Origin of the sequence: uncultured Frigoribacterium sp., assembly GCF_963515265.1 — a bacterium.
GTDB lineage: Bacteria > Actinomycetota > Actinomycetes > Actinomycetales > Microbacteriaceae > Frigoribacterium.
This window is the reverse complement of sequence record NZ_CAUPYL010000008.1, coordinates 1-24,404: the sequence shown is the minus strand read 5'-3', so window position 1 is coordinate 24,404 and position 24,404 is coordinate 1. Positions and strand designations below refer to the sequence as shown.

The window sequence follows — 24,404 nt, the reverse complement described above, 5'->3', positions numbered from 1 at the left end:
GTGCAATAGGCTGGGCACCCATCGCCGGGGCCCGTCCTGGGCTCCGCGACGAGCACCTCCAGCAAGGGATGACAGTGGCTACTGACGATCAGGCACCCTGGGGCCGCGTCGACGACGACGGAACCGTCTACGTGCGCGAGGGCGACGGCGAGCGGGCTGTGGGGCAGTACCCCGACGCCACGCCCGCCGAGGCCCTCGCCTACTACGAGCGCAAGTACACCGAGCTGAACGGGCAGGTCACCCTGCTCGAGCAGCGGGTCAAGCGGGGCGCCTCGGCGTCGGACGTGACCAAGACGGTCGCGCACCTGAAGCAGCTGCTCGTCGAGCCGAGCGCCGTCGGCGACCTCGCCGCGCTCCGCACCCGCGTCGACGCCCTCGACAGCACGGTGGGCGAGCTGACCGAGAAGCAGAGCGCCGAGGCGCAGGAGGCGCTGGTCGAGGCCGTCGCCTACCGCACCTCCCTGGTCGCGGAGGCCGAGGCCCTCGCCGCGCAGGACCCCGCGCGCGTGCAGTGGAAGCAGGTCACCGCCTCCGTCGACGACATCTTCGCCCGCTGGCAGAAGCACCAGACCGAAGGCCCCCGGATCCCCAAGGGCGAGGGCAACGACCTCTGGAAGCGGTTCCGTACGGCTCGCTCGACCATCGACCAGCACCGCAAGGCGTTCTACGCCGACCTCGACGCCACGCACCGCGAGGCGCGCCAGCGCAAGCAGGCGCTCGTCGAGTCCGCCGACGCCCTCGCGAGCAAGGGCGCCGACGGCATCCCCGAGTACCGGCGTCTGCTCGACGACTGGAAGCGCGCCGGTCGTGCGGGCAAGAAGTACGACGACGCGCTCTGGGCCCGCTTCAAGCGCGCCGGCGACGTGCTCTACGCCGCCAAGGGCGAGATCGTCGCGCAGGACGACGCCGAGTACGCGGACAACCTCACGGCCAAGCTCGCCCTGCTCGACGACGCCGAGAAGATCCTCACGAACGACGACCGCGTGTCGGCACGAGAGGCGCTCACCACGATCCAGCTCCGCTGGGACGAGATCGGCCGTGTGCCGCGCGACCAGGTCCGACCCGTCGAGGACAGGCTGCGCAAGGTCGAGTCGCACGTCCGTCAGCTCGACGAGACGCACTGGGAGAAGAACAACCCCGAGCGCAAGGCCCGGTCCGAAGGGCTCGCGAGCCAGCTGCAGGACGCGATCACCAAGCTCGAGGACGAGCTCGCCGAGGCCGAGGCCGGCGGCGACGCCCGCAAGGTGAAAGAGGCGCGCGAGGCCCTCGACGCTCGTCGCGTCTGGCTGGACGCCCTCGGGTCCTGACCCGCGCCTCCCCCGGGTCCTGACCGCCCGCCGTTCTCCACAGGAGGCGGCGGGCGGTTCGTCGTCCTGGGCCTCGGCGGCCATGCTGGGGCGGTGTCCCCCGCCCTGCCCAGACTCCTGACCGCTCGTGACCTTCCCGAGGTCGAGCTGCAGGCCGCGGCGCTCGACGGCGAGGTCTGCCGGGTGGCCGACAGCTGGGCGTCGATCGCCGATCCCGACGACGCGTGGCGGCGGGCGGAGGCCCTGGCCAACCGCCTCGGCACGGTGGTCGTGGCGGCACGGGGCACGGCCGCCTGGATCTGGGGAGCACGGGCCGGGGCTCCCCGCAGGCTGGAGGCGGTGGTGCCGTCGTGGGCACGTCACCACGACGACAGGCCCGACGTCGCGGTGGGCGAGGTCCTCATCGACGCCGACGAGATCTCGCAGGTCGGGCGCGTCCGGGTGACGACCCCGACCCGCACCGTCCTCGACCTGCTCCGGGCCGACGACTGGTCGGTCGAGGCGGAGCGCCTCGTGCGCACCCTGCTCGTCGAGCACCGCGTCGATCCGCGTCGGGTCACCGGCCTCGTGCGACGACACGGCCGCCTGCCGGGCCGACGGCGGGCGGCGGACCGACTGCGGACGCTCGTGGACCCCCTAGTGGTCTGATCCCCGTGGTGCGGCATCCGCGCTCCTCGCGGGCCCGCCGTGCGCGGCCCGTGCCGGACGCCCCGGCTCAGCCGGCGCTGACCCGGTAGACGTCGTAGACGGCGTCGATCCGACGCACGGCGTTGAGCACACGGTCGAGGTGCGTCGTGTCGCCCATCTCGAAGACGAAGCGGCTGATCGCCAGGCGCTCGTCCGAGGTGGACACGTTGGCCGAGAGGATGTTCACGTGGTGCTCGGACAGCACTCGCGTGACGTCGGACAGCAGGCCCGCGCGGTCGAGGGCCTCGATCTGGATCTGGACCAGGAAGACGCTCTTCGACGACGGGGCCCACTCGACCTCGATCATCCGCTCGGGCTCCTGCATGAGGCCCTGCACGTTGTGGCAGGTGGCCTGGTGCACGCTGACGCCCTGCCCACGCGTCACGAACCCGACGACCTGGTCGCCGGGGACGGGCGTGCAGCACTTCGCGAGCTTCACGAGGATGTCGGGCGCGCCGCGGACGAGGACGCCCGAGTCGCTGTTGCGGAGGGGACGGGACACGCCCTTGCTCGGGAACTCGTACTCCCCCTCGACCTCGGTCTGCTGCTGGACGGAGGCGAGCACCTTCTCGATGACCGACTGGGTCGACAGGTGGCCCTCGCCGACGGCGGCGTAGAGGCTCGAGACGTCGTCGTAGCGGAGCTGGGACGCCACCTCGGAGATGCTGTCCTGGTTCATCAGCTTCTGCAGCGGCAGGTTCTGCTTGCGCATCGCACGGGCGATCGCGTCCTTGCCCTGCTCGATCGCCTCGTCGCGGCGCTCCTTCGTGAACCACTGCCGGATCTTGTTCCGGGCACGCGGGCTCTTGACGAAGCCGAGCCAGTCCTGGCTGGGACCGGAGTCGGGGTTCTTCGAGGTGAAGACCTCGACGACGTCGCCGCTGTTGAGCACGCTCTCGAGCGGGATGAGACGGCCGTTGACCTTGGCACCCATCGTGCGGTGCCCGACCTCGGTGTGCACGGCGTAGGCGAAGTCGACGGGCGTCGCTCCCGAGGGGAGGCCGATGACCTTGCCCTGGGGCGTGAAGACGTAGACCTCCTTCGCGCCGATCTCGAAGCGGAGGCTGTCGAGGAACTCCCCTGGGTCGGCGGTCTCGGCCTGCCAGTCGGAGATGTGCGCCAGCCACGCCATGTCGGTCTCGGTACGGGCGCCGGTGGCCGTGTCGTCACGACCGCCGTTCATCCTCTGCTTGTACTTCCAGTGGGCTGCGACGCCGAACTCGGCCCGCTGGTGCATCTCGTGCGTGCGGATCTGGATCTCGACCGGTCGCCCCTTGGGGCCGATGACCGTCGTGTGGAGCGACTGGTACAGGTTGAACTTGGGCGTCGCGATGTAGTCCTTGAAGCGACCGGGGATCGGGTTCCAGCGGGCGTGGATCGAGCCGAGCACGGCGTAGCAGTCGCGCAGCGACGTGACGAGCACGCGGATGCCGACGAGGTCGTAGATCTCGTCGAACTCGCGACCCCGCACGATCATCTTCTGGTAGATCGAGTAGTACTGCTTCGGCCGACCGACCACCTCGCCGCGGATCTTCGTCGACTTGAGATCGGACTTGACCGCGTTGATGACGTTCTGGACGAACTGCTCGCGCTGCGGCGTGCGCTGCCTGACGAGGTTGTCGATCTCGACGTAGAGCTTCGGGTGGAGGACGGCGAAGCTCAGGTCCTCCAGCTCCCACTTGATGGCCTGGATGCCCAGCCGGTGAGCGAGGGGGGCGTAGATCTCGAGCGTCTCGGTCGCCTTGCGCGTCGCCGACGACGACTCGACGAAGCCCCACGTGCGGGCGTTGTGCAGCCGGTCGGCGAGCTTGATCACGAGCACCCTGATGTCCTTCGACATCGCGACGACCATCTTGCGCACGGTCTCGGCCTGGGCGCTGTCGCCGTACTTCAGCTTGTCGAGCTTCGTCACCCCGTCGACGAGCATGGCGATCTCGTCGCCGAAGTCGCGCTGCAGCATGTCGAGCGTGTAGTCGGTGTCCTCCACGGTGTCGTGGAGCAGCGCAGCGGCGATCGTCTTCGAGCCGATGCCGAGGTCGGCGAGGATCTGCGCGACGGCAACCGGGTGCGTGATGTAGGGCTCGCCGCTCTTGCGGAGCTGGCCACGGTGCGCCTTCTCGGCGACCGTGTAGGCACGCTCGATGACGACGAGGTCGGCCTTCGGATGGTGCATCCGGACCGTCTTGACGAGGCGGTCGACGGCGCCGGCGGGCTGGCTGCGGGAGAAGAGCCTCGGCAGCAGGGTGCGGAGCGACGCCGTGCCGCCCTGCTCGGGACTGGGGGGTGTCTCCCTCGTGGTGATCTCGGTCACGACCGCGCCTCCTCGTCGTCGCTCGCGCACGGTGACGCGCCTCCGGGAACGGGCATCGGGTCGTGCACGAGTCGGGACAACGCTACTCGCTCCCGGTCAGTCGACCGTCGGGCGAGCGTCGCCGTCGCTGACGACGTCGCCGTCCGCGTCGCGCCAGGCGAGCATGCCGCCCTCCACGTTCACGGCCCGCAGGCCGGCGCGACGGAGCGCGGCGGTGGCCCGCATCGAGCGCATGCCCGAGTGGCAGACGACGAGCACGTCCCGGTCCGTGGGGACCTCGTCCACCCGCTCGCCCAGCTCGGAGAGCGGCAGGAGCACGGCCCGCGACGCGTGGCCCTCGTCCCACTCCGACTGCTCGCGCACGTCGAGGAGGTAGGCGCCGCCGCCCACGAGGGCCACCGCCTCCTGCGCGGTCACCTCAGGCATCGAGGAGGCGGGACCTCCGCCCAGGGGCGCGCTCACGACGCGATCACCGAGGCCGCCGCGGCGTCGGCGTCACGCGCACGATCGGCGCGCTTGCGGTCGTCGCGCTTCTTGATGTCGGACTCCCCGATCCGGAGCGTCGCGTAGAGCGGCGACGCGATGAAGATCGTCGAGTAGGTGCCCACCAGGATGCCGATGAAGAGGGCGAGCGAGATGTCTCGGAGCGTGCCGGCGCCGAGGACGAACGCACCGATGAAGAGGATCGCGGCGACGGGGAGCAGGGCGACGACCGAGGTGTTGATCGACCGGACCAGCGTCTGGTTGATCGCGAGGTTGATCGACTGGCCGAAGGTGCGCCGGGAGCCCTCGCCGTCCTCCGCGGTGTTCTCGCGGATCTTGTCGAAGACCACGACGGTGTCGTAGAGGGAGTAGCCGAGGATGGTGAGGAAGCCGATGACCGCGGCGGGCGTGACCTCGAAGCCGACGATGCCGTAGATGCCGGCGGTGAGCACGAGGTCGTGCAGCAGCGCCGTCATGGCGGCGAGCGACATCTTCCAGGTGCGGAAGTAGAGCGTCATGCCGATGGCCGCGAGGATGAGGAAGATCACGAGGCCCTTGATGGCCTGGCCCGTGATGTCGGCACCCCAGGAGGCGCCGATGAACGAGGAGGTGACCCGCTCAGCGGGAACGTCGTAGGCCGTCGCGAGGGCGTCGGCCACGTCGTTCGTCTGCGTCGCCTCGAGCTGCGAGGTCTGCACGCGGATGGTGTCGCTGCCGACCTGGGTGACCCGGGGGTTCGAGCCCGGGGCGACGTCCTCGACCGTCTGCGTCGCGACGTCCTGGTCGAGCTCGGCGGGCTGGGCCACCTGGAACTCGGAGCCGCCGGTGAACTCGATGCCGAAGTGGTAGCCGCCCCGGAGGAACGGCACCGTCGCGCAGATCACGATGACGACCGCGGCGATGATGTACCACGTGCGCCGGCGGCCCACGATGTCGTAGGAACGAGCCCCTGTGTAGAGGTCGTTGCCGAACTTGGAGAAGCTGGCCATCAGCTGTCCTTCCCTTCACCGCGCGCAGAGTCGTCGACTCGGGTGCTCGTGCTCTCTGCCGCCTTGCGTTCGGCGATGGTCTGGCGCTTGGCCGCCTCTCGGCCGCCCGCGCCCTTGCGGGCCCCCGTGGGGACGGGGGTGCGGAACTGGGCCCGACCGCGGTACACGGCGCCGAGCGCCTTCGGGTTCAGCCCGCTGAACGCGTGGCCCTCGCCGAAGAACCGCGTGCGAGCGATCAGCTGCAGCATCGGGTGCGTGAAGAGGGCGACGACGATCAGGTCGATCACCGTCGTGATCCCGAGCGTGAGGGCGAAGCCCTTGACGTTGCCCACCGCGAGGATGAACAAGGTGATGGCGGCGAGGAAGTTCACGGTGTCGGAGGCGACGATCGTGCGGATCGCGCGCTTCCAGCCGGACTCGACGGCGCTCTCGAGGATGCGCCCGTCACGCAGCTCGTCGCGGATGCGCTCGAAGTAGACGATGAACGAGTCGGCCGTGATGCCGATCGCCACGATCAACCCCGTCACGCCGGCGAGGGAGAGCCGGTAGCCCTCGCGCCAGGACAGGATCGCGATGACGAGGTACGTGAGCAGCGCGGCGATCATCAGCGACAGGACGGTGACGAAGGCGAGCGCACGGTACTGGATCAGGGAGTAGATCACGACGAGGATCAGGCCGATGAGGCCGGCGATCAGGCCGCTCACCAGCTGGGTCTGGCCGAGGGTCGCGGTGATGTTCTCGTTGCTCTGCACGGAGAAGCTGATCGGCAGGGCGCCGAACTTGAGCTGGTCGGCCAGGGTCTTCGAGGTGTCCTGCGTGAACGAGCCCGTGATCTGGGCCTTGCCGTCGGTGATGGCGGCGTTCGCGGACGGGGCCGTGATCACCTGGTTGTCGAGCGTCACCGCGAACTGGTTCTGCGGGGCCTGGAGGGCCACCAGCCGTGACGTGACGTCGCTGAACCGGTCGGTGCCCTGACGGTCGAACTCGAGGTTGACGGCCCACGTGTTCGTCGAGTTGCCCTGCGAGTCAGTGGCGAGGCCGTTGGTGGCGTCGCTGATGTCGCTGCCCTGCACCTCGACCGGGCCGAGGATGAACTTGGCGGTGCCGTCGGTCGAGCAGGTGACGAGCGGCTCGTCGTCGCGAGCCGTCGACAGGTCGTTGTCGGCGGCGCACTGGTAGTTCGTGTACTCGTCGGCGAGCTGCTCCGTGATCCAGTTCAGGTCGGAGGCGTTCGTCGGCGAGGCCGTCGGGGTCGAGTTGAGATCGGGGTTCGGCGTGTAGGGCGTCGCCGAGGGGCTCGCCGTGGCGTCGGCGTCGCCGCCCACCGCGGCGTTGCTCACGGCCTCGGTGTAGAGCACGGGCCGGAAGGTCAGCTTGGCCGAGGCCTCGATGCGCTCGAGCGTCTCGTTGTCGGGCCGACCGGGGATCGACACGACGATGTTCTGCGCGCCCTGGCGGGTGATCTCCGACTCGGAGACGCCGGCGCTGTCGATGCGCTGGCGGATGATCGTCACGGCCTGGTCGAGCTGCTGGCTGGACACGGACTGGCCGTCGTCGAGCTGCGCGGCGAGGGTGATCTGCGTGCCGCCCTGCAGGTCGAGCGCCAGCTCGGGGACCCAGCTCGCGCCGTCCCACCAGCCGTCACGACCCGAGTCGTTGAGGGCGGTGGCGGTGCCGTTCAGCGCGGCGAGGCCCGCGATGATGACGAGCAACCACGTCAGGGAACGAATTGCCTTCTTGACCGGCGTCGAACGTGCCACGGAGGTTCTGCTTTCTCATGGGAGCGCGCGCCCCGAGGGGCGCGCGCCGTCGTCTGGGCCGGGGCTCACGAGTGGGCCCCGGCTGTCGGCGGGTCAGGCCTTGTTCGGCTTGTCCGTGTCGGTGGTGGAGTCGAGGCGCGTCTCGTCGACCCGCTCGCCGTAGGCGGGCGACGTGCGGTCGGCGGTCGTGGCGTCGTCGACGATCAGGTCGTCGGCCGGGCGGGCGCCGAGCTCGTCGGCGTCGGTGACCACGGCGTCGTCGGCGACGACGGGCTCGACGACGCGGCCCAGGGTCTGGCGGTGCACGCGCAGGACGGTGCCGGGCGAGACCTCGACCTCGGCGATGTTGGCCTCGTCGTCGATCGACACGAGCGTGCCGTAGACGCCGAAGCTCAGCATCACCTCGACGCCGGGGACCATCTTCGACTGCAGCGTCGCCTGCTGGGCGTCACGCTTGCGCTTGTTGCGGAACATGAAGAAGACGAGGACCACCAGGAGGAGGACCATGATGATTGTTGTGGCGTCCATGAGGAACTGCCTTTCGAAGCTCGTGGGGATGGGCGGCGCGGGCGGTGGTGAGGGTGCCTCGCGCCGACAGGCCTAGCGGCGATCATAGTTCATCGCCGAACAGCGCCCCTGACGGGCGCTGGAGCCCGAAGTGCCGCCAGGCCTCCGGCGTCGCCACGCGGCCCCGGGGGGTGCGGATCAGCAGGCCGATGCGAACGAGGAACGGCTCGACGACGGACTCGATCGTGTCCGCCTCTTCTCCGACCGAGACGGCGAGCGTGCCGAGCCCGACGGGGCCGCCGCCGAATCTCGTGAGCACGGTCGACAGGACCTCGCGGTCGAGCCGGTCGAGGCCGAGGTCGTCGACGTCGTAGAGCGCCAGGGCGTCCCGCACCGTCGCCAGGTCGGCGTCCCGTCCGTGGACCAGCGAGTAGTCGCGGACGCGACGGAGCAAGCGATTCGCGATGCGCGGCGTGCCGCGGCACCGACCGGCGATCTCGGCCAGGGCGTCGCCGTCGACGGGGATGCCGAGCAGGGAGGCGGCGCGGCGGAGCACCTCGGTGAGCTCGGCGGCGTCGTAGAACTCGAGGTTGGCCGTGAAGCCGAACCGGTCGCGGAGGGGGTTCGGCAGCATGCCGCTCCTCGTGGTGGCGCCGACGAGCGTGAAGGGCGACAACTCGAGCGGGATGCTCGTCGCGCCGGCGCCCTTGCCGACCATGATGTCGATCCGGTAGTCCTCCATGGCGAGGTACAGCATCTCCTCCGCGGAGCGCGCCATGCGGTGGATCTCGTCGATGAAGAGAACCTCGCCGGGGACGAGGGCCGACAGCACGGCGGCGAGGTCGCCCGCGTGCTGGATGGCCGGACCGGACGACATCCGGAGCGGCCGCCCGCTCTCGTGCGCCACGATCATCGCGAGGGTGGTCTTGCCGAGCCCGGGAGGACCAGCCATGAGGATGTGGTCGGGCGTCCGCCCCTGCATCGACGCCGCCTTGAGCAGCAGCTCGAGCTGTCCGCGCACCTTCTTCTGGCCGACGAACTCGTCGAGCGAGGTGGGGCGGAGCGCTCCCTCGAAGGCGAGCTCCGCCTCGGACTCGACGACGGGTCGGGTGAGGTCGGCGTCGGTCACGCGCGTGCGCCCAGCGACTTCTGAGGGCCGAGGTGGCCGAGGGCGGCGCGCAGCAGCGACGGCACGGAGACGGCGACGTCGGGCCCGCGGTCGGCGACCACCGAGTCGACGGCGGCCTGCGCCTCCTTCTCGGACCAGCCCAGCCCGACGAGGGCCGTGAGGACGTCGGCCGAGGTCGAGGAGGCGGCGGTCACGGTGGGCGCGACAGCCCGGACGTCGAGCTTGCCCGCCAACGAGAGGACGATCAGCTTCGCGGTCTTGGGCCCGATGCCGGACACGCGTCGGAAAGGCGCGTCGTCGTCGTCGGCGACCGCGTGCGCGACCTGCGACGGGCTGAGCGTGGCGAGCACGCCCTGTGCCGATTTCGGGCCGACGCCGGTGACGCTCCGCAGCAGATCGAACACCTCGAGTTCTTCGAGCTCGGCGAAGCCGAAGAGCGAGAGGTCGTCTTCTCGTACGATCAGCGTCGTGAACAGCTGGAGCGTCGTGCCGACCGCCGCCGTGAGGGCGAGCTGGGGCGTCACTCCGACCCGGAGGCCCACTCCCCCGACCTCGACGACGACGCTGGTTCCGGAGGCGGACAGCACGGTGCCGCGGACGCTCGAGATCATCTGCCCAGCCTAGGAGTCCGGGCCGACTTCTCCGCCTCGCGCCACGCCTTCTGCGCGGTCGTGAGACCGCCGCCGCTCGGTGCCGAGGGGAGGCCGCCGCGACGCCACGCGTGGCAGATCGCCAGCGCGAGGGCGTCGGCGGCATCGGCCGGCTTCGGCGCTTCGGCGAGGCCGAGCAGGCGGGCGACCATGGCACCGACCTGGGCCTTGTCCGCCGAGCCGTAGCCGGTCACGGCCGCCTTGACCTCGGACGGGGTGTGCATGGCCACGGGGACGGAGCGCTCGGCGGCGGCGCGCAGCGCCAGTCCGCTCACCTGGGCTGTGCCCATCACGGTGGACAGGTTGTTCTGCGCGAAGACGCGCTCGATGGCCATCGCGTCGGGACGGTGCTCGTCGACCAGCTGCTCGATGCCGCGCCCGATCGTGAGGAGGCGCTGCTCGAGCGGCATGTCGGCCGGCGACCGGATCACGGTCACCGCCACGAGGGTGGCCCGGCGGCTCGCGTCGACCTCGACGACCCCGACCCCGCAGCGGGTCAGGCCGGGGTCGATGCCGAGCACCCGCAGGGTCACCTCGGCGGCTCAGTCGTCGTCGTCGTCGAGCGCGGCCTGCACGTCGGCGGGGACGTCGTAGTTGGCGTAGACGTTCTGCACGTCGTCGTCGTCGTCGAGCGCGTCGACGAGGCGGAACACCTTGCGGGCGGTCTCGAGGTCGACCTCGATCTTGAGGCCGGGGACGAACTCGACGTCGGCGGAGTCGTAGTCGATGCCCGCCTCCTGGAGCGCCGTGCGCGCGGGCACCAGGTCGGACGGCTCGGTCACGATCTCGAAGCCCTCGCCACGGTCGGTGACCTCTTCGGCGCCGGCGTCGAGCACGGCCGCCAGCACGTCGTCCTCGCTGAGCTCGCCGGTCTTCATGACGGCGATGACGCCCTTGCGGCTGAAGTTGTAGGCGACGCTGCCCGGGTCGGCCATGGTGCCCCCGTTGCGCGACATGACCGTGCGGACGTTCGCCGCCGCGCGGTTCTTGTTGTCGGTGAGGCACTCGATCAGCAGGGCGACGCCGTTGGGGCCGTAGCCCTCGTAGACGATGGTCTGGTAGTCGACGGACTCGCCGCTGAGGCCCGCGCCGCGCTTGACGGCACGGTCGATGTTGTCGTTGGGGACCGAGGTCTTCTTGGCCTTCTGGACGGCGTCGACGAGCGTCGGGTTGCCGGACATGTCGGCCCCGCCCTGCTTGGCCGCGACCTCGATGTTCTTGATGAGCTTGGCGAACGACTTGGCGCGACGGCTGTCGATGACGGCCTTCTTGTGCTTGGTCGTGGCCCACTTGGAATGCCCGGACACGGTGCTCCTCACTTCCGGTTGACGATCCGGACCATCCTACCGGCAGGCCCGCCGCCGGGGCGGCAGCGACGGGTCAGGACGGGGCAGGACCCGGGACGAGGAGGCGCGTCAGCGCGAGGACCAGGCGCGCGCCTTGTCGAGGAACCGAGCGTGGAAGCGGAGCTCACCGGTCACCTCGGGGTGGAAGGACGTGCCGAGCAGGTTGCCCTGCTCGACGGCGACGACGCGGCCGTCGTCGAGCACGCCGATCGCGGTGGCGAGCGGGCCGACCTCGGCGACCACGGGCGCCCGGATGAAGACGGCGTGCACGGGCGGGACGCCGACGACGGGGACGAGGAGATCGGTCTCGAAGGACTCGTTCTGGCCGCCGAAGGCGTTGCGGCGCACGGCGACGTCGAGCCCGCCGATCGTGCGCTGCCCCGTCAGGTGCTGGCTGGCCGGCCCGTCGACGACGCGGTCGGCCAGCATGATCAGCCCGGCACAGGTGCCGTAGACAGGCAGGCCCGCGTCGACGGCCGCGCGCAGCGGCTCGGCCATGCCGAAGGTGCGGCTGAGCTTGTCCATCACCGTGGATTCGCCGCCGGGGATCACGAGACCCGACACCGCCGCGAGCTCGTCGGGCCTGCGTACCGGGACGGCGACCGCTCCGAGGGCGGTCAGGACCGCGAGGTGCTCACGGAAGTCGCCCTGGAGGGCGAGGACCCCGACCCGCGGGGCCGCCGCCTCCTCGTGTCGGCTACCAGCCACGCTCGGCGAGGCGGTGCGGCGCGGGCAGGTCGGGCACGTTGATGCCGACCATGGCCTCGCCGAGGCCGCGCGACGCGTCGGCGACGACCTGCGGGTCGTCGAAGAACGTCGTGGCCTTGACGATCGCGGCGGCTCGCTCGGCGGGGTTGCCCGACTTGAAGATGCCGGAGCCCACGAAGACGCCGTCGGCGCCCAGCTGCATCATCAGCGCCGCGTCGGCGGGCGTCGCGACGCCGCCGGCGGTGAAGAGGACGACGGGCAGCTTGCCGGTCCCCGCGATCTCCTTGACGAGCTCGTACGGCGCCTGCAGTTCTTTCGCGGCCACGTACAGCTCGTCCGTCTTGAGCCCCTGCAGCTGCGCGATCTCCTTCGAGATGGTGCGGATGTGCTTGGTCGCCTCGGACACGTCGCCGGTGCCGGCCTCGCCCTTGGAGCGGATCATCGCGGCACCCTCGGTGATGCGGCGGAGCGCCTCGCCGAGGTTCGTCGCACCGCAGACGAAGGGGACCGTGAAGTTCCACTTGTCGATGTGGTTGACGTAGTCGGCGGGGCTGAGCACCTCGGACTCGTCGATGTAGTCGACGCCGAGCGTCTGGAGGATCTGTGCCTCGACGAAGTGGCCGATGCGCGCCTTCGCCATGACGGGGATGGAGACGGCCGCGATGATCTCGTCGATCATGTCGGGGTCGCTCATGCGGGCGACGCCGCCCTGCGATCGGATGTCGGCGGGCACGCGCTCGAGGGCCATGACCGCGACGGCGCCCGCCTCTTCGGCGATCTTCGCCTGCTCGACGTTGACGACGTCCATGATGACGCCGCCCTTGAGCATCTCGGCGAGACCGCGCTTGACGCGGTCCGATCCGGTGGTGCTGCCGGCGGACGGGACGGAGGTGGGGGTGCTGTCGCTCATGATGCCCTCAGTTTAGGCGCTGCCCGGGGGTGTGCGTCGCCGATGTGCCGCTCGTCACCGAGTGGCCTGGTCTCCCCCGGCGGGCCAGGCGGCCGCCAGCGCATCGCGGACGTCGCCGAGCAGCTGCGTGACGGCCTTGGTCTGGGCGATGATCGGGAAGAAGTTCGAGTCGCCGCCGTAGCGCGGCACCACGTGCTGGTGCAGGTGCTCGGCGATGCCGGCGCCGCCGACCGACCCCTGGTTCATGCCCATGTTGAAGCCCTGGGCGTGCGAGACCTCGCGGACGACGCGCATGGCGGTCTGGGTCAGGGCACCGATCTCGGCGACCTCGTCGGGCGTGGCCAGGTCGTAGGTCGAGATGTGCCGGTAGGGGCAGACCAGCAGGTGGCCGGGGTTGTACGGGTACAGGTTCAGCAGCACGAAGGCGTGCTGTCCCCGGGCGACGATCAGCGCTTCCTCGTCGCTGCGCGAGGGCGCGGCGCAGAACGGGCACGCGTCGTCGTGGGCGCCCTGGCCCAGGCTGACGTACACGGCACGGTGCGGCGTCCAGAGGCGCTGGAACGCGTCGGGCGCCGACGCGAAGTCGTCGGCCGACTCGGCGCGCGCCGGCCCGTCGCCGTCCGGGTCGACGTCGGCCGGCAGCTCGTCGGCGCCCGCCCCCACGGTCAGACCTGGGCCTTCGTCTCGATCGCCTGGAGGATCTTGGCCACGGCGTCGGCGACGGGCACGCCGTTCTCCTGGGAGCCGTCGCGGTAGCGGAAGCTCACGGCGCCGGCCGCGCGGTCCTCCTCGCCCGCGATGAGCTGGAAGGGCACCTTGGACTTCGTGTGCGTGCGGATCTTCTTGGGGAACCGGTCGTCGCCGTGGTCGACCTGGGCGCGGACGCCCTTCTCGCGCAGCTGGCGCACCACGTCGTCGAGGTAGTCGCCGTACTCGTCGGCCACGGGGATCGCCACGACCTGGACCGGGGACAGCCACACGGGGAACGCCCCGGCGTAGTGCTCGGTGAGGACGCCGAAGAAGCGCTCGATGGTGCCGAACAGCGCACGGTGGATCATGACCGGACGCTGCCGCGTGCCGTCCGCGGCCGCGTACTCGAGCTCGAAGCGCTCGGGCAGGTTAAAGTCGAGCTGGACGGTCGACATCTGCCAGGTGCGGCCGATGGCGTCGCGGGCCTGCACCGAGATCTTGGGGCCGTAGAACGCGGCTCCGCCCGGGTCGGGGACGAGCTCGAGGCCGGACTCCTCGGCGACCTCGCGGAGGGTCTGCGTCGCGGTGTCCCAGATGTCGTCGTCGCCGACGTACTTCACCGGGTCCTTCGTCGAGAGCTCGAGGTAGAAGTCGGTCAGGCCGTAGTCACGGAGCAGGGACAGGACGAAGTTCAGGGTGCCGGTCAGCTCCTCCTTCATCTTCTCGCGCGTGGTGAAGATGTGCGCGTCGTCCTGGGTCATGCCCCGCACGCGGGTGAGGCCGTGGATGACGCCCGACTTCTCGTTGCGGTAGACGGTGCCGAACTCGAAGAGGCGCATCGGCAGGTCGCGGTACGACCGCGGCTGCGAGCGGTACGCGAGGATGTGCATGGGGCAGTTCATCGGCTTGAGGTAGTAGTCGGCGCCCTGGCGGGTGACCTCGCCCTCGTCGTTCCTGGCCTCGTCGAGCTTCATGGCCGGGAACATGCCGTCCTTGTACCAGCCGAGGTGGCCTGAGGTCTCGAACAGGCTCGCCTTCGTGATGTGCGGCGTGTACACGAAGTCGTAGCCGGCGGCCTCGTGGCGTCGGCGCGAGTAGTCCTCCATCTCGCGACGGATGATGCCGCCCTTCGGGTGGAAGATCGCGAGGCCGGAGCCGATCTCGTCCGGGAACGAGAAGAGGTCGAGCTCGACGCCGAGCTTGCGGTGGTCGCGCTTCGCCGCCTCCTCGAGCCGGGCCTGGTACTCGCGCAGTTCGTCCTTCGTCGGCCAGGCTGTGCCGTAGATGCGCTGCAGCTGCGGGTTCTTCTCGGAGCCGCGCCAGTAGGCGGCGGCGACGCGCATCAGCTTCGTGGCGTTGCCGAGGACGCGGGTGGTGGGCACGTGCGGACCGCGGCAGAGGTCGGACCAGAGCACGTCGCCGCTCTTCGGGTCGACGTTGTCGTAGATGGTCAGCTCGGCGCCGCCGACCTCGACGGACTCGCCGTCGTCGCCGATCTCGTCGGCCGAGCCGCCCTTGAGGCCGATCAGCTCGAGCTTGTAGGGCTCGCCGGCGAGCTCGGCGCGGGCCTCGGCCTCGGTGACGACGCGGCGGCGGAAGCGCTGGCCCTGGCGGATGATCCGCTCCATGCCCTTCTCGATCGCCTTGAGGTCGTCGGGGGTGAAGGGCTCGGCGACGTCGAAGTCGTAGTAGAAGCCGTCGGTGACGGGCGGGCCGATGCCGAGCTTCGCCTCAGGGTTGATGCCCTGCACGGCCTGCGCCATGACGTGCGCCGCCGAGTGGCGGAGCACGGCCAGGCCGTCGGGCGAGCCGATGGGGACGGCCTCGGCGACGTCGCCCGCGTGCAGCTCGGACGCGAGGTCGCGGAGCTCGCCGCCGACGCGCATCGCGACGACGCCCTTGTCCGTGAACAGCTCGAGCCCCGTCGTGGTCTCGGTCGCCTCGACGGTCACGGGCGCGGCGGCGAGGGCGGCGGGGGCAGGCTGGTCTGACACGGTGGAGGGCTCCTGACGATCGAGGGGACGCGCGCCAGTTTAGTGCCGCCGGCAGTGGCACCCGCCGCCGGTCACGCCTCCCTCGGCGCCGTCCAGCCCAGGTCGAGGTCGTGCTGGTCGACCTCGCCGGGGCCGAGCTGCCAGACGTACTCGTTCTTCAGCTTCGCGCCGTCGTGGGCGAAGGGGCCCGTCCTGTGCGCGTAGAAGGCGACGGTCGGGAGGGTCGCGGGCGCCGCGGTGCGGACCGCGTTCGAGAAGTCGAGGTTGAGGCGTCTCAGGCCGCCCACGACGACGTCCCGCCACGGGCCGGTGTCGACGTCGCCGGCGTGGGGCGAGAGCTGCAGCGCGATGTGCAGCTGACGGTCGCCCATCGCGTCCTCGAAGGCGATGAGCCGGTGGTTCTCGACGGCCTGCAGCAGGGCCGGGTCGCCCTGGAGCACGTCCCGGAGAGCGTCGGGCGCGACGACGGCGCCGTTGTAGTCGACCGAGAGGTCGCTCCGGCCGTAGTGGAACAGCAGCGGCAGGTCGAGGAACTTCTCGGTGACGACCGCCGACAGTCCCTTCTCGCGCAGCACCGGCAGGACGTCGCGCATCCGGGTGACGTGTCCCCGGTCGTGGATGTTGTAGCGGATGCGGGGGCTGATGTTCTCGGCGCGGGCGATCGTGACGACGAGCTCGCCGGCCTCGTTCGTCTCGATCAGGTAGCCGAAGGGGTTGAACTGGAAGATCATCGGCAGCACGCCGTACTCCTGCTGCCGCGTGAGCCGGGCCGCGAGGTCGGGGTCGTCGGCGATCGCGCGGCGGAGGGCCACGGTGAACTCGGTCTCGATGCCGAGGTTGATCTCGAGGTCGCTCGCCCCGTACGAGCCGAGGACCGCCCGTGCGTACTTCAGGATGTGCCCCCGCATGTTCTCGCTGATGCCCTCGCCCCCGAACGCGGCGACGATCGTGTACTGCGACCAGTCGAGCCGGTCGTCCTCGAAGAGGCCCTTGAGGAACGGCGGGTAGCTGAGGATGACGTAGGTGAACCCGGTGCCGAACTCGCGCATCGTCTGGATGATCTTGTCCGGGTCCGGTCCGATCGACTTGATCATCGTCGACTCGGTGAGGGAGGCGGTGACGTTCATGCCGGTGGCCCAGGCGCCCAGCGAGAACGCGTTGAGCACGAACGGCGGGTGCGGCAGCTCGGCCGACGTGCGCGCGAACCCGAGCTGCAGCAGCTGTCGCGTGGCCTGGCGCTCGTCGGGGCCGCGCACCCAGCTCGTCGGCACGCCCGAGCTGCCCGACGACTCGTCGACGACCACCCCTCGACGAGGCAGGCGGCCGCCGAGGCAGCGCTCGGCGATGCTCCAGCGCTTGACGTACGACTCCTTGTCCATCTCGGGCAGGCGGGCGAAAGCGGCCTCGACCCCGTCACGGGTGTCGAGGCGACGGCCCTGCCCGTGCTCCCGCAGGAACGCCCGGTAGGCAGGCACCGACCGCGCCGCTCGCTCCATGGTGCGCCAGGCGCGCCAGCGCCCGAGCCGCCAGCGGAGCGGCTCGATGCCGGGGACGAGCAGGAGACGGTGCGTCTCGACCCGGGGCATCGCGAGCTTGACGAGGCCGTCGACGACCCGGAGGAGCGTGAAGACCACGAGCCGCTTCATCGTCCCTCCCCCGCCCCGATCGTCATCGCGGCGGCCGGGCGGCGGTGGGCCACGGGCGGCGCAGCGCTCCGCCCCAGCCGGAACAGCATCCAGGCCATGCGCCCGTCCTGCTCGTCGACGTCGACGGCGCGGACGAACGCGGTGTGCGACCGCGGGTTGGTGATGACGGTGCCGAACGGGTGCAGGGCCACGCCGTGCCGCGACAGCTCGAGCCACACCTCGAGGAACGCCCGGCCTGCCTCGACGTGGTCGGCGGGGCTCGCGAACGGGCCTTCGAGCCAGGCGAGCTGGCGGACGCCCTTCATGGTGCCGAGGTAGACCCGCCTGACGGCGTCGCCGACGACCGGCGCCGTCCAGAGCCCGCGGTGGCCCATGGCGAACCGGAGCACCGGCCCCGGCATCAACATGGTCTCGGCGCTCAGGCCGTCGCCGGTCTCCGCGGCCTCCCTCGCCGAGAAGCGCAGCCAGGTCATGATCTCGGCGTGCACGTCGTCGTCCTGCAGGTCGTCGAAGAGCGTCTCCTGGTTGATGCGGACGACGTCGTCGACCGTCGCGGCGTCGGTCGTGCTGCGGAGGAGGTGGCCGTGGGAGGCGGCGATCGCTCGGGCGCCGGCCAGCACCTCCTCGTCCACGGTCGTCGCGTCGTAGGGGCGGCGCGACGTCTGCCGGGCGAGGAAGGCGTCGCGGGCGGCGCGGTCGGCGTCGGTCGCCTCGTGCAGCTCGAGGACGACCTCGGCCAGGCGGTGCAGCCGGACCTCCCCGCCGAAGTCCATCGGCGCGAGGTCGAGCGCCTCACGGACGACGAAGCCCTGGGCGCGGGCGACGATCGCGAGGCCGGCGAGGAACACCCCGCCGCAGACGTGGGCGAACGGGATGCCGAACGACTCGGCGGGCAGGCCCCGGTCGAGGTCGTAACAGACGGTCGCCGTCGTCGCGGACGTCGGCTGCACGACGATCGGCTGCGAGTTGTGCGGCGACGGGTAGTGCCGCGCCTGGTCGATCAGTGCCGGCCAGGGCGTCGTCGGCCGCTCGCTCCCCCGAGGTTCCATGGGCCGACACTAGTGCGGCGACTCGCCCGGGCACCTGCACCTCAGGGATGAACCCCGGACCGGCGCACCGGGTTGCCCTCGCGGGTCACCGAGCCGAGAGCTCCTCGCCGCAGGCCTCGGCGGCGACCCAGGCGAGCATGCCGCACTTGACGCGCATGACGAACTTCGAGACGCCGTGCAGCGCGACGGCGTCGCCGAGGACCTCGTCGTCGGGCTCTCCCGCGCCGCGGGACCGCATCATCGCGCGGAACTCGCCGACCAGCGCCGCGAGCTCGGGCAGCGTCCGGCCGGGCGCGAGACCGGAGAGGACCGACGCCGACGCCATCGAGATGCTGCAGCCCGCGCCCTGCCATCGCAGGTCTGCCACGCGGTCGGTGCCCGGCTCGAGCCGGACCCGCACCGTGATCTCGTCGCCGCAGGTGGGGTTCCGCTCGAAGTGCTCGGCGTCGGCGCCCGTGAGCTCGCCGTCGCCGTGCCGCGCCTTCGCGTGGTCGAGGATCACCTGCTGGTAGAGCGAGTCGAGGGAGGCGCTCATCGGGCGTCCTCCGCCCCGAAGTAGCCGCGGACCCCGGCGACGCCGGCGACCAGACGGTCGACCTCGGCGGCGGTCGTGTACAGGTAGGTGCTCGCCCGCGTCGTCGCCGTCACGCCCAGCCGCCGGTGCAGCGGCTGCGCGCAGTGGTGGCCGACGCGCACCGCGATCCCCTCGGCGTCGAGGTACTGGCCGACGTCGTGCGCGTGCACGCCGTCGACGACGAAGCTGGCGAGGCCCGAGCGCGGCACGCCGGCGGGCGGGCCGACGACGCGGACCCCTGGGAGCGCGGACAGGCCGACCACCAGCTGCTCTGCCAGCGCCTCCTCGTGGTCGCGGATGCGCTCGAGGCCGACGGCCTCGAGGTAGCGGACGGCCTCGGCGAGGGCGACGGCCTGCGAGACCGGCTGCGTGCCGGCCTCGAAGCGCTGGGGCGCGGGCAGGTACTCGGCGGACTCGAGCGTCACGGTGGTGATCACGGAGCCGCCGGTGCGGAACGGGGGCAGGGCGTCGAGCAGCTCCCCGCGGCCGACGAGGACGCCGATGCCGGTGGGCCCGAGCATCTTGTGGCCGCTGAACGCCGCGAAGTCGACGCCGAGGGCACGGAAGTCGACGGGGCGGTGGGGCACCGACTGGCAGGCGTCGAGCACGACCAGCGCGCCGACCCCGTGGGCGAGCTCGACCAGCTGCTCGACGGGCGCCACCAGCCCGGTCACGTTCGACACGTGGGCGAAGGCGAGCACCCGCGTGCGCTCGCCGACGACGGCACGGGCGTCGTCGAGCGTCCAGACGCCGTCGTCGTCGACCGGCACGACACGCAGGACCGCGCCCGTGGTGGCCGCCACCTCTTGCCAGGGCACGAGGTTCGCGTGGTGCTCGGCCTCGGTCACGACGATCTCGTCGCCCGGGCGGAGCGCGAAGCGGCGGGCGGACTCGCCGCCGCGGCCGAGGGTCGCGGCCGTGAAGCCGTGCGCCACCAGGTTGATCGCGTCGGTCGCGTTCGCCGTCCAGACGACCTCGTGGGAGGCGGCGCCCACGAAGCGCGCGACGGTCTCGCGCGCCTCCTCGAACGACTCGGTCGCGAGGGCGGCGAGGGTGTGCGCGCCGCGGTGCACGGCCGAGTTGTCGGTCTCGAGGAACCGGCGCTCGGCGTCGAGCACGGAGCGCGGGCGCTGCGCCGTCGCGCCGGAGTCGAGGTAGGCCAGGGGCTCGCCCGAGACCTGCTGCGCGAGGATCGGGAAGTCGGCGCGGAGTCGCTCGACCTCGACGTCGTCGAGGGGGCGGGCGGGGCCGGCGGTGGTCTGTTGCGGTGTCTGAGTCTGCTGCTGTGTCTGAGTCACGGTGTCCCTTCCCGACGATCGTAGCCAGGGCCGGTCGGCGGTCGACGGCCGACGGCCGACGGGGGCAACGATCAGCGTGCCCGTCCTGTTCCGCCGCCGCGGCCTCCTGCGCCATCGTGACGGCGCATGACGCAGCACGTGACAGCGAGGAGGGCCGGGTCCACCATCGGGACATGACGAACCAGAGGATCGAGACCAGCCACGCGGGCAGCCTGCCCCGCACGCCCGAGCTCATCGCGGCCAACGACGCCCGCCGCCTGGCCGACGACGGCCTCACGCTCGAGCGCACGCCCGAGTTCGACGAGCTGCTGACCGCCGCGGTGATCGACCTCGTGCGCCGCCAGCAGGACCTCGGCATCACCGTCGTCGGCGACGGCGAGTACGGCAAGGCGATGACGAGCGCGGTCGACTACGGCGCGTGGTGGTCGTACTCGTTCCAGCGGGTCTCGGGCCTGTCGGTCACGGGCGCGGACATCTTCTCGCAGGAGCCGGTGCGCTCGTCGCCCGGGAACGTGCGGCTGACGTCGTTCCCCGACCGTCGCGACTGGACGATCTTCGCCGACGCCTACCAGGACCCGACCTCGGGCATCAGCACCGGCACGACCGCGACGGCGTTCCCCAGCACGACGGGTCCGCTCGCGTACGTGGGTCAGTCGGCCATCGCCTCCGACATCGCCAACCTGAAGGCGGGGCTCGCCGCGACCGGCGCCGACCCGTCGTCGGGCTTCATCACGTCGCTGTCGCCCGGCAGCGGCGCGCGCATCGCGAACGACTTCTACGCGACCGAGGAGGAGCACATCTGGGCCTGGGCCGAGGTGCTTCGGGAGGAGTACACGGCGATCGTCGAGGCCGGACTCACCGTGCAGATCGACGACCCCTCGATCGCCGAGAACTGGGACCAGATCGTCCCCGAGCCGAGCGTCACGGACTACCGCGCCTTCACGCGCATCCGGGTCGAGGCGCTGAACCACGCCCTGCGCGGCCTGCCCGAGGACCAGATCCGGTTCCACCTCTGTTGGGGCAGCTGGCACGGACCGCACACCACGGACATCGAGTTCCGGCACATCGCGGACCTCATGCTCGAGATCACCGCCGGTGCCTACTCGTTCGAGGCGGCCAACGTGCGGCACGAGCACGAGTGGAAGGTCTGGCGGGACCTCGACCTGCCGGCGCACAAGAAGATCATCCCGGGCATCGTGAGCCACGCGACGAACGTGGTCGAGCACCCCGAGCTCGTCGCCGACCGCATCGAGGCGTTCGCGTCGGTCGTCGGGCCCGAGCGGGTCGTCGCCTCGACGGACTGCGGCCTCGGCGGGCGGATCCACCCGCAGATCGCCGTGGCGAAGCTCGCCGCGCTCGGCGAGGGCGCGCGCATCGCGAGCTCACGCCTGTTCGGCTGAGGCGAGGTCAGTCGTCGAGGGGCTTGAGCACGCGGCGGAGGAACTGCTGCGTGCGCGGCTCGCGGGGGCGGTTCAGCACCTCGGCGGGCGCGCCGCGCTCGACCACGACGCCGTCGTCCATGAAGACGACCTCGTCGGCGACCCGGCGAGCGAACTCGAGCTCGTGCGTGACGACGACCATCGTCCAGCCCTCGTCGGCGAGCTCCTTGACGACGGTGAGGACGTCGCCGACGAGCTCGGGGTCGAGGGCGCTGGTGGGCTCGTCGAAGAGCAGCAGCTCCGGCCGGAGGGCCAGGGCGCGGACGATGCCGACCCGCTGCTGCTGGCCGCCCGACAGCTCGACCGGCCAGGCGTCGACGCGGGAGGCGAGGCCCACCCGCGTGAGCAGCTCGCGTGCCTCGGCCCGCGCCTCCTCGGGGTCGCGGCCCTGGACGCGGATCGGCCCCTCGACCACGTTCTGCAGCACGGTCAGGTGCGGGAACAGGTTGAAGTGCTGGAACACCATCGACGACCGGTCGCGGAGGGCGAGCAGGTCGCGCTTGGCGACCTTGCCGCCGAAGTCGACGACCCGCCCGTCGGACAGGGTCGCCCGTCCGCCGTCGGGGACCTCGAGGCTGTTCAGGGACCGCAGCACGGTGGTCTTGCCCGAGCCGGACGGGCCGATGATCGCGACCACGCGGCCGCGTCGCACCTCGAGGTCGATGCCCTTGAGCACCTCGGTCGCGCCGAACGACTTGCGGAGGCCCTCGACGCGGAGGACGAGCTCGGCCGCCTGGCCGGGGCGACCGGGCCGGGAGGAGGCGCCGGACAGGGGCGGGTCAGCGGGCGACATGTCGGTCCAGTCTCTTCTCGAGGGCGTCCTGCCCGAACGACAGCACGAGGCAGATGACCCAGTAGATCAGGGCCGCCTCGAGGTAGATCAGCAGGAACTGGTTCGACACGGTCGCGATCTGCTGCGCCTGCCGGAACAGCTCGACGACGAGGATGACGCTGGCGAGCGAGGTGTCCTTGACGAGGCTGATGAACGTGTTCGACAGCGGGGGCACCGAGACGCGCGCCGCCTGCGGCAGGATGATGCGCCGCAGCGCCAGGGCGCGCGACATGCCGATGGTGTGGGCCGCCTCCCACTGGCCCTTGGGCACCGAGAGGATGGCCGCCCGGATCACCTCGGCCGCGTAGCCGCCGACGTTGAGCGAGAACGCGATGATCGCGCTCGGCCACGGATCGAGCCGGACGCCGATCGACGGCAGCCCGTAGAACACGACGAACAGCTGCACGAGCAGGGGCGTGCCCCGGATGACCGACGTGTAGAACCGCGCCAGCCCGGACAGCCAGGCGCGCCCCGACAACCGCATCATCGCCACGACGAGGGCGATGACCAGGCCGATCGCCATGGAGGCGAGGGCCAGCGGGATCGAGGCGACCAGGGCACCCGACGCGATCGGCCAGAACGCCCGGCCGAAGAGGTCGAGTGAGGACTGCACGTTACTCGCTGACGTCCTGGCCGAAGTACGTGGAGGAGATCTGAGCCAGCGTGCCGTCGGCCGCCAGCTCGGCCAGGGCGTCGTCCATCGCCTGCACGAGGTCGTCGCTGCCCTTGGTCGTCACCAGCGCCGAGCGCGACACGTCGTCGGTCGTCGCCGCGATCTTGATCGCCGCCGCCTGCTCGGGGTTGGTCTTCACATAGTCGAGGAAGGTGAGCTCGTCGTTGACGGTGGCGTCGATGCGCCCCTGCTCTACGAGCGCGACCGACTGGGCCCAGCCCTCGACGACCTGGACGTCGGCGCCGGCCTCCTTGGCGGTGTCGTAGAAGTTGCTCGACTGCGACTGCGCGGTCGTCTTGCCCGCGAGGTCGGCGAGCGACGTGATGGAGGTGTCGTCGGCGGCCGTCACGACGACGCCGCGGCTGACCGTGTACGGCGTCGAGAAGTCGAAGGTCGCCTCGCGCTCGTCGGTGATCGAGATCTGGTTCGCGACGACGTCGAAGCGCCCGGCGTCGAGCCCGGCGAGCAGCGCGTCGAACTGGGTCTCCTCGAACTCCACGTCGACGCCGAGCTTCTCGGCGACGGCGGTGGCCACGTCGACGTCGTAGCCGGTCAGGGCTCCCGAGCCGCCCTCGTGGTACGTGAAGGGCTGGTAGGTGCCCTCGGTGCCGACGACGAGCACGCCGGCGTCCTGGATGTCGGAGAGGCTCTTCGCCGCACTGGTGTCCGCGGTGGCGCTCCCGGTCTGCGAGACGACGTCGTCGGTCGAGGCGGGCGCGCACGCCGTCAGCAGCAGGGCTGCGGCGGAGGCGACGCCGACGGCGAGGATCCGGGTCGTGCGGGAGAGGCGAGGAGTCGAGAACGTCACGGGTGGTCTTCCTGGTCGATGAGCTGCCCGGGTCTGCCGGGCCTCCGACCCTAACCGCGCAGGCGCGGCGCTGATTCCCTGTGTCGTCTCGTGACGTCGGAGAGGGTGCTCGCGGCAGCGTCAGCGGGCGGCGAGGGCGCCCGGCAGGTCGACGCCCCAGCCGGCGTCGAGCCGCAGGTGCTCGTGGGCGACGCGGTCGGCGGACAGCGCCACGAGGCTGAGCGAGAGCGAGCCGAACCAGGTGCCCTGCAGCAGGTCGGCCCGGACCAGCGCCTCCTCGTCGGACAACGGGAGCGCGCTGCTCTCGCGCAGGAGGTCGAGCCACGGCCGCCAGCTGCCCTCGTCCCGCTCGGGGAGCGGGCCCACCGGTGCGGCGACGCCGCGGAACCGGGGCAGCCAGCGCGCCACCCGGGCCACCTGGTGGTCGTCGGGCGCACCGTGCGTGAGGACGTGCACGCCCGGCGAGAGCGGAACGCTCGCGAGGCGGTCGCCGTCCCAGCTCGTGTGGACGGCTCCGGAGGCGTCGGCCGAGAGGAGGTTGAAGGTGCGGGTCGCGGGACGCCCGCGGGGCAGCCGGCCGGCCGAGGCCGCCTCGAGCGGCAGCGCCCCGCGGG

Annotated in this window: 23 protein-coding genes and 1 pseudogene; 3 read left to right on the top strand and 21 right to left on the bottom strand. The window is 71.3% G+C overall.

Annotated elements, in window-relative coordinates:
* Nucleotides 1-68: 68 nt before the first annotated feature.
* The gene (locus RWM17_RS02020) at nt 69-1,307 is read left to right on the top strand and encodes a DUF349 domain-containing protein (protein ID WP_314100888.1); all 1,239 of its coding nucleotides are present in this window, start codon (nt 69-71) and stop codon (nt 1,305-1,307) included.
* Nucleotides 1,308-1,400: 93 nt separating this feature from the next.
* Nucleotides 1,401-1,955 (top strand): type IV toxin-antitoxin system AbiEi family antitoxin, encoded by a 555-nt coding sequence (locus RWM17_RS02015; protein ID WP_314100887.1) that lies wholly within the window; start codon nt 1,401-1,403, stop codon nt 1,953-1,955.
* Nucleotides 1,956-2,022: 67 nt separating this feature from the next.
* On the opposite strand, the gene RWM17_RS02010 is transcribed toward RWM17_RS02015, so the two are convergent.
* The 17 genes from RWM17_RS02010 to RWM17_RS01930 all read right to left on the bottom strand — a co-directional run bounded on the left by RWM17_RS02010 (nt 2,023) and on the right by RWM17_RS01930 (nt 20,038).
* Nucleotides 2,023-4,305, bottom strand: a complete 2,283-nt coding sequence (locus RWM17_RS02010; RefSeq protein ID WP_314100886.1) for a bifunctional (p)ppGpp synthetase/guanosine-3',5'-bis(diphosphate) 3'-pyrophosphohydrolase — start codon at nt 4,303-4,305, stop codon at nt 2,023-2,025.
* 96 nt (nt 4,306-4,401) lie between these two features.
* Nucleotides 4,402-4,767: a rhodanese-like domain-containing protein gene (locus tag RWM17_RS02005; protein ID WP_314100885.1), complete on the bottom strand. Its 366-nt coding sequence runs from the start codon at nt 4,765-4,767 to the stop codon at nt 4,402-4,404.
* On the bottom strand, nt 4,764-5,777 hold the full coding sequence (gene secF, locus RWM17_RS02000; protein ID WP_314100884.1) for a protein translocase subunit SecF: 1,014 nt from the start codon (nt 5,775-5,777) through the stop codon (nt 4,764-4,766). The genes RWM17_RS02005 and secF overlap by 4 nt, the downstream gene beginning before the upstream one ends.
* Complete coding sequence (gene secD / locus RWM17_RS01995) at nt 5,777-7,537, bottom strand: protein translocase subunit SecD (RefSeq protein ID WP_314100883.1); 1,761 nt, start codon at nt 7,535-7,537, stop codon at nt 5,777-5,779. The genes secF and secD overlap by 1 nt, the downstream gene beginning before the upstream one ends.
* 93 nt (nt 7,538-7,630) lie before the next feature.
* Complete coding sequence (gene yajC, locus RWM17_RS01990; RefSeq protein WP_314100882.1) at nt 7,631-8,065, bottom strand: preprotein translocase subunit YajC; 435 nt, start codon at nt 8,063-8,065, stop codon at nt 7,631-7,633.
* Between the two features lie 82 nt (nt 8,066-8,147).
* Nucleotides 8,148-9,173 (bottom strand): Holliday junction branch migration DNA helicase RuvB, encoded by a 1,026-nt coding sequence (ruvB, locus tag RWM17_RS01985; protein WP_314100881.1) that lies wholly within the window; start codon nt 9,171-9,173, stop codon nt 8,148-8,150.
* Complete coding sequence (gene ruvA, locus RWM17_RS01980) at nt 9,170-9,784, bottom strand: Holliday junction branch migration protein RuvA (RefSeq protein ID WP_314100880.1); 615 nt, start codon at nt 9,782-9,784, stop codon at nt 9,170-9,172. Before ruvA ends, ruvB begins: the two co-directional genes overlap by 4 nt.
* A complete protein-coding gene (gene ruvC / locus RWM17_RS01975) occupies nt 9,781-10,356 on the bottom strand; it encodes a crossover junction endodeoxyribonuclease RuvC (RefSeq protein ID WP_314100879.1) in 576 nt (191 codons plus the stop codon). The genes ruvA and ruvC overlap by 4 nt, the downstream gene beginning before the upstream one ends.
* A gap of 9 nt (nt 10,357-10,365) precedes the next feature.
* On the bottom strand, nt 10,366-11,130 hold the full coding sequence (locus RWM17_RS01970; RefSeq protein ID WP_123545939.1) for a YebC/PmpR family DNA-binding transcriptional regulator: 765 nt from the start codon (nt 11,128-11,130) through the stop codon (nt 10,366-10,368).
* Nucleotides 11,131-11,238: 108 nt separating this feature from the next.
* A complete protein-coding gene (gene pdxT, locus RWM17_RS01965) occupies nt 11,239-11,877 on the bottom strand; it encodes a pyridoxal 5'-phosphate synthase glutaminase subunit PdxT (RefSeq protein WP_314100878.1) in 639 nt (212 codons plus the stop codon).
* Nucleotides 11,867-12,787, bottom strand: a complete 921-nt coding sequence (pdxS, locus tag RWM17_RS01960) for a pyridoxal 5'-phosphate synthase lyase subunit PdxS (RefSeq protein ID WP_314100877.1) — start codon at nt 12,785-12,787, stop codon at nt 11,867-11,869. Before pdxS ends, pdxT begins: the two co-directional genes overlap by 11 nt.
* A 54-nt stretch (nt 12,788-12,841) precedes the next feature.
* On the bottom strand, nt 12,842-13,450 hold the full coding sequence (locus RWM17_RS01955) for an HIT domain-containing protein (RefSeq protein WP_314100876.1): 609 nt from the start codon (nt 13,448-13,450) through the stop codon (nt 12,842-12,844).
* A 2-nt stretch (nt 13,451-13,452) separates the two neighbouring features.
* A complete protein-coding gene (thrS, locus tag RWM17_RS01950; protein ID WP_314100913.1) occupies nt 13,453-15,363 on the bottom strand; it encodes a threonine--tRNA ligase in 1,911 nt (636 codons plus the stop codon).
* A 179-nt stretch (nt 15,364-15,542) separates the two neighbouring features.
* Nucleotides 15,543-17,117, bottom strand: coding sequence for a CoF synthetase (locus RWM17_RS01945; protein ID WP_314100875.1), 1,575 nt, complete (start codon nt 17,115-17,117; stop codon nt 15,543-15,545).
* Nucleotides 17,114-18,166, bottom strand: a complete 1,053-nt coding sequence (locus RWM17_RS01940; RefSeq protein WP_314100874.1) for a hypothetical protein — start codon at nt 18,164-18,166, stop codon at nt 17,114-17,116. The genes RWM17_RS01945 and RWM17_RS01940 overlap by 4 nt, the downstream gene beginning before the upstream one ends.
* Before the next feature lie 85 nt (nt 18,167-18,251).
* Nucleotides 18,252-18,701 (bottom strand): Fe-S cluster assembly sulfur transfer protein SufU, encoded by a 450-nt coding sequence (gene sufU / locus RWM17_RS01935; protein WP_314100873.1) that lies wholly within the window; start codon nt 18,699-18,701, stop codon nt 18,252-18,254.
* Nucleotides 18,698-20,038: a SufS family cysteine desulfurase gene (locus tag RWM17_RS01930; protein ID WP_314100872.1), complete on the bottom strand. Its 1,341-nt coding sequence runs from the start codon at nt 20,036-20,038 to the stop codon at nt 18,698-18,700. Before RWM17_RS01930 ends, sufU begins: the two co-directional genes overlap by 4 nt.
* 173 nt (nt 20,039-20,211) lie before the next feature.
* Here RWM17_RS01930 and RWM17_RS01925 point away from each other — a divergent pair, with 173 nt between their 5' ends.
* Nucleotides 20,212-21,438: a cobalamin-independent methionine synthase II family protein gene (locus RWM17_RS01925; RefSeq protein ID WP_314100871.1), complete on the top strand. Its 1,227-nt coding sequence runs from the start codon at nt 20,212-20,214 to the stop codon at nt 21,436-21,438.
* A 7-nt stretch (nt 21,439-21,445) separates the two neighbouring features.
* Here the strand turns inward: RWM17_RS01925 and RWM17_RS01920 are convergent, their stop codons facing one another.
* The 4 genes and pseudogenes from RWM17_RS01920 to RWM17_RS01905 form a co-directional block, all read right to left on the bottom strand.
* Complete coding sequence (locus RWM17_RS01920) at nt 21,446-22,270, bottom strand: amino acid ABC transporter ATP-binding protein (protein ID WP_314100870.1); 825 nt, start codon at nt 22,268-22,270, stop codon at nt 21,446-21,448.
* Nucleotides 22,257-22,922: an amino acid ABC transporter permease gene (locus RWM17_RS01915; RefSeq protein WP_233568945.1), complete on the bottom strand. Its 666-nt coding sequence runs from the start codon at nt 22,920-22,922 to the stop codon at nt 22,257-22,259. The genes RWM17_RS01920 and RWM17_RS01915 overlap by 14 nt, the downstream gene beginning before the upstream one ends.
* A gap of 1 nt (nt 22,923) precedes the next feature.
* Nucleotides 22,924-23,790 (bottom strand): transporter substrate-binding domain-containing protein, encoded by an 867-nt coding sequence (locus RWM17_RS01910; protein WP_314100869.1) that lies wholly within the window; start codon nt 23,788-23,790, stop codon nt 22,924-22,926.
* 120 nt (nt 23,791-23,910) lie between these two features.
* Nucleotides 23,911-24,404: pseudogene (locus tag RWM17_RS01905) on the bottom strand (hypothetical protein); the annotation flags it as partial.

Coding starts and splice junctions, on each gene's coding strand:
- RWM17_RS01925 (WP_314100871.1), top strand. CDS start 20,212: ATGACGAACCAGAGGATCGAGACCAGCCACGCGGGCAGCCTGCCCCGC.
- yajC (WP_314100882.1), bottom strand. CDS start 8,065: ATGGACGCCACAACAATCATCATGGTCCTCCTCCTGGTGGTCCTCGTC.
- RWM17_RS01945 (WP_314100875.1), bottom strand. CDS start 17,117: ATGAAGCGGCTCGTGGTCTTCACGCTCCTCCGGGTCGTCGACGGCCTC.
- RWM17_RS01940 (WP_314100874.1), bottom strand. CDS start 18,166: ATGGAACCTCGGGGGAGCGAGCGGCCGACGACGCCCTGGCCGGCACTG.
- sufU (WP_314100873.1), bottom strand. CDS start 18,701: ATGAGCGCCTCCCTCGACTCGCTCTACCAGCAGGTGATCCTCGACCAC.
- secF (WP_314100884.1), bottom strand. CDS start 5,777: ATGGCCAGCTTCTCCAAGTTCGGCAACGACCTCTACACAGGGGCTCGT.
- thrS (WP_314100913.1), bottom strand. CDS start 15,363: ATGCGCGTCGGCGGCGAGCTCCGCGACCTCGCGTCCGAGCTGCACGCG.
- ruvA (WP_314100880.1), bottom strand. CDS start 9,784: ATGATCTCGAGCGTCCGCGGCACCGTGCTGTCCGCCTCCGGAACCAGC.
- pdxS (WP_314100877.1), bottom strand. CDS start 12,787: ATGAGCGACAGCACCCCCACCTCCGTCCCGTCCGCCGGCAGCACCACC.
- RWM17_RS01920 (WP_314100870.1), bottom strand. CDS start 22,270: ATGTCGCCCGCTGACCCGCCCCTGTCCGGCGCCTCCTCCCGGCCCGGT.
- RWM17_RS02020 (WP_314100888.1), top strand. CDS start 69: ATGACAGTGGCTACTGACGATCAGGCACCCTGGGGCCGCGTCGACGAC.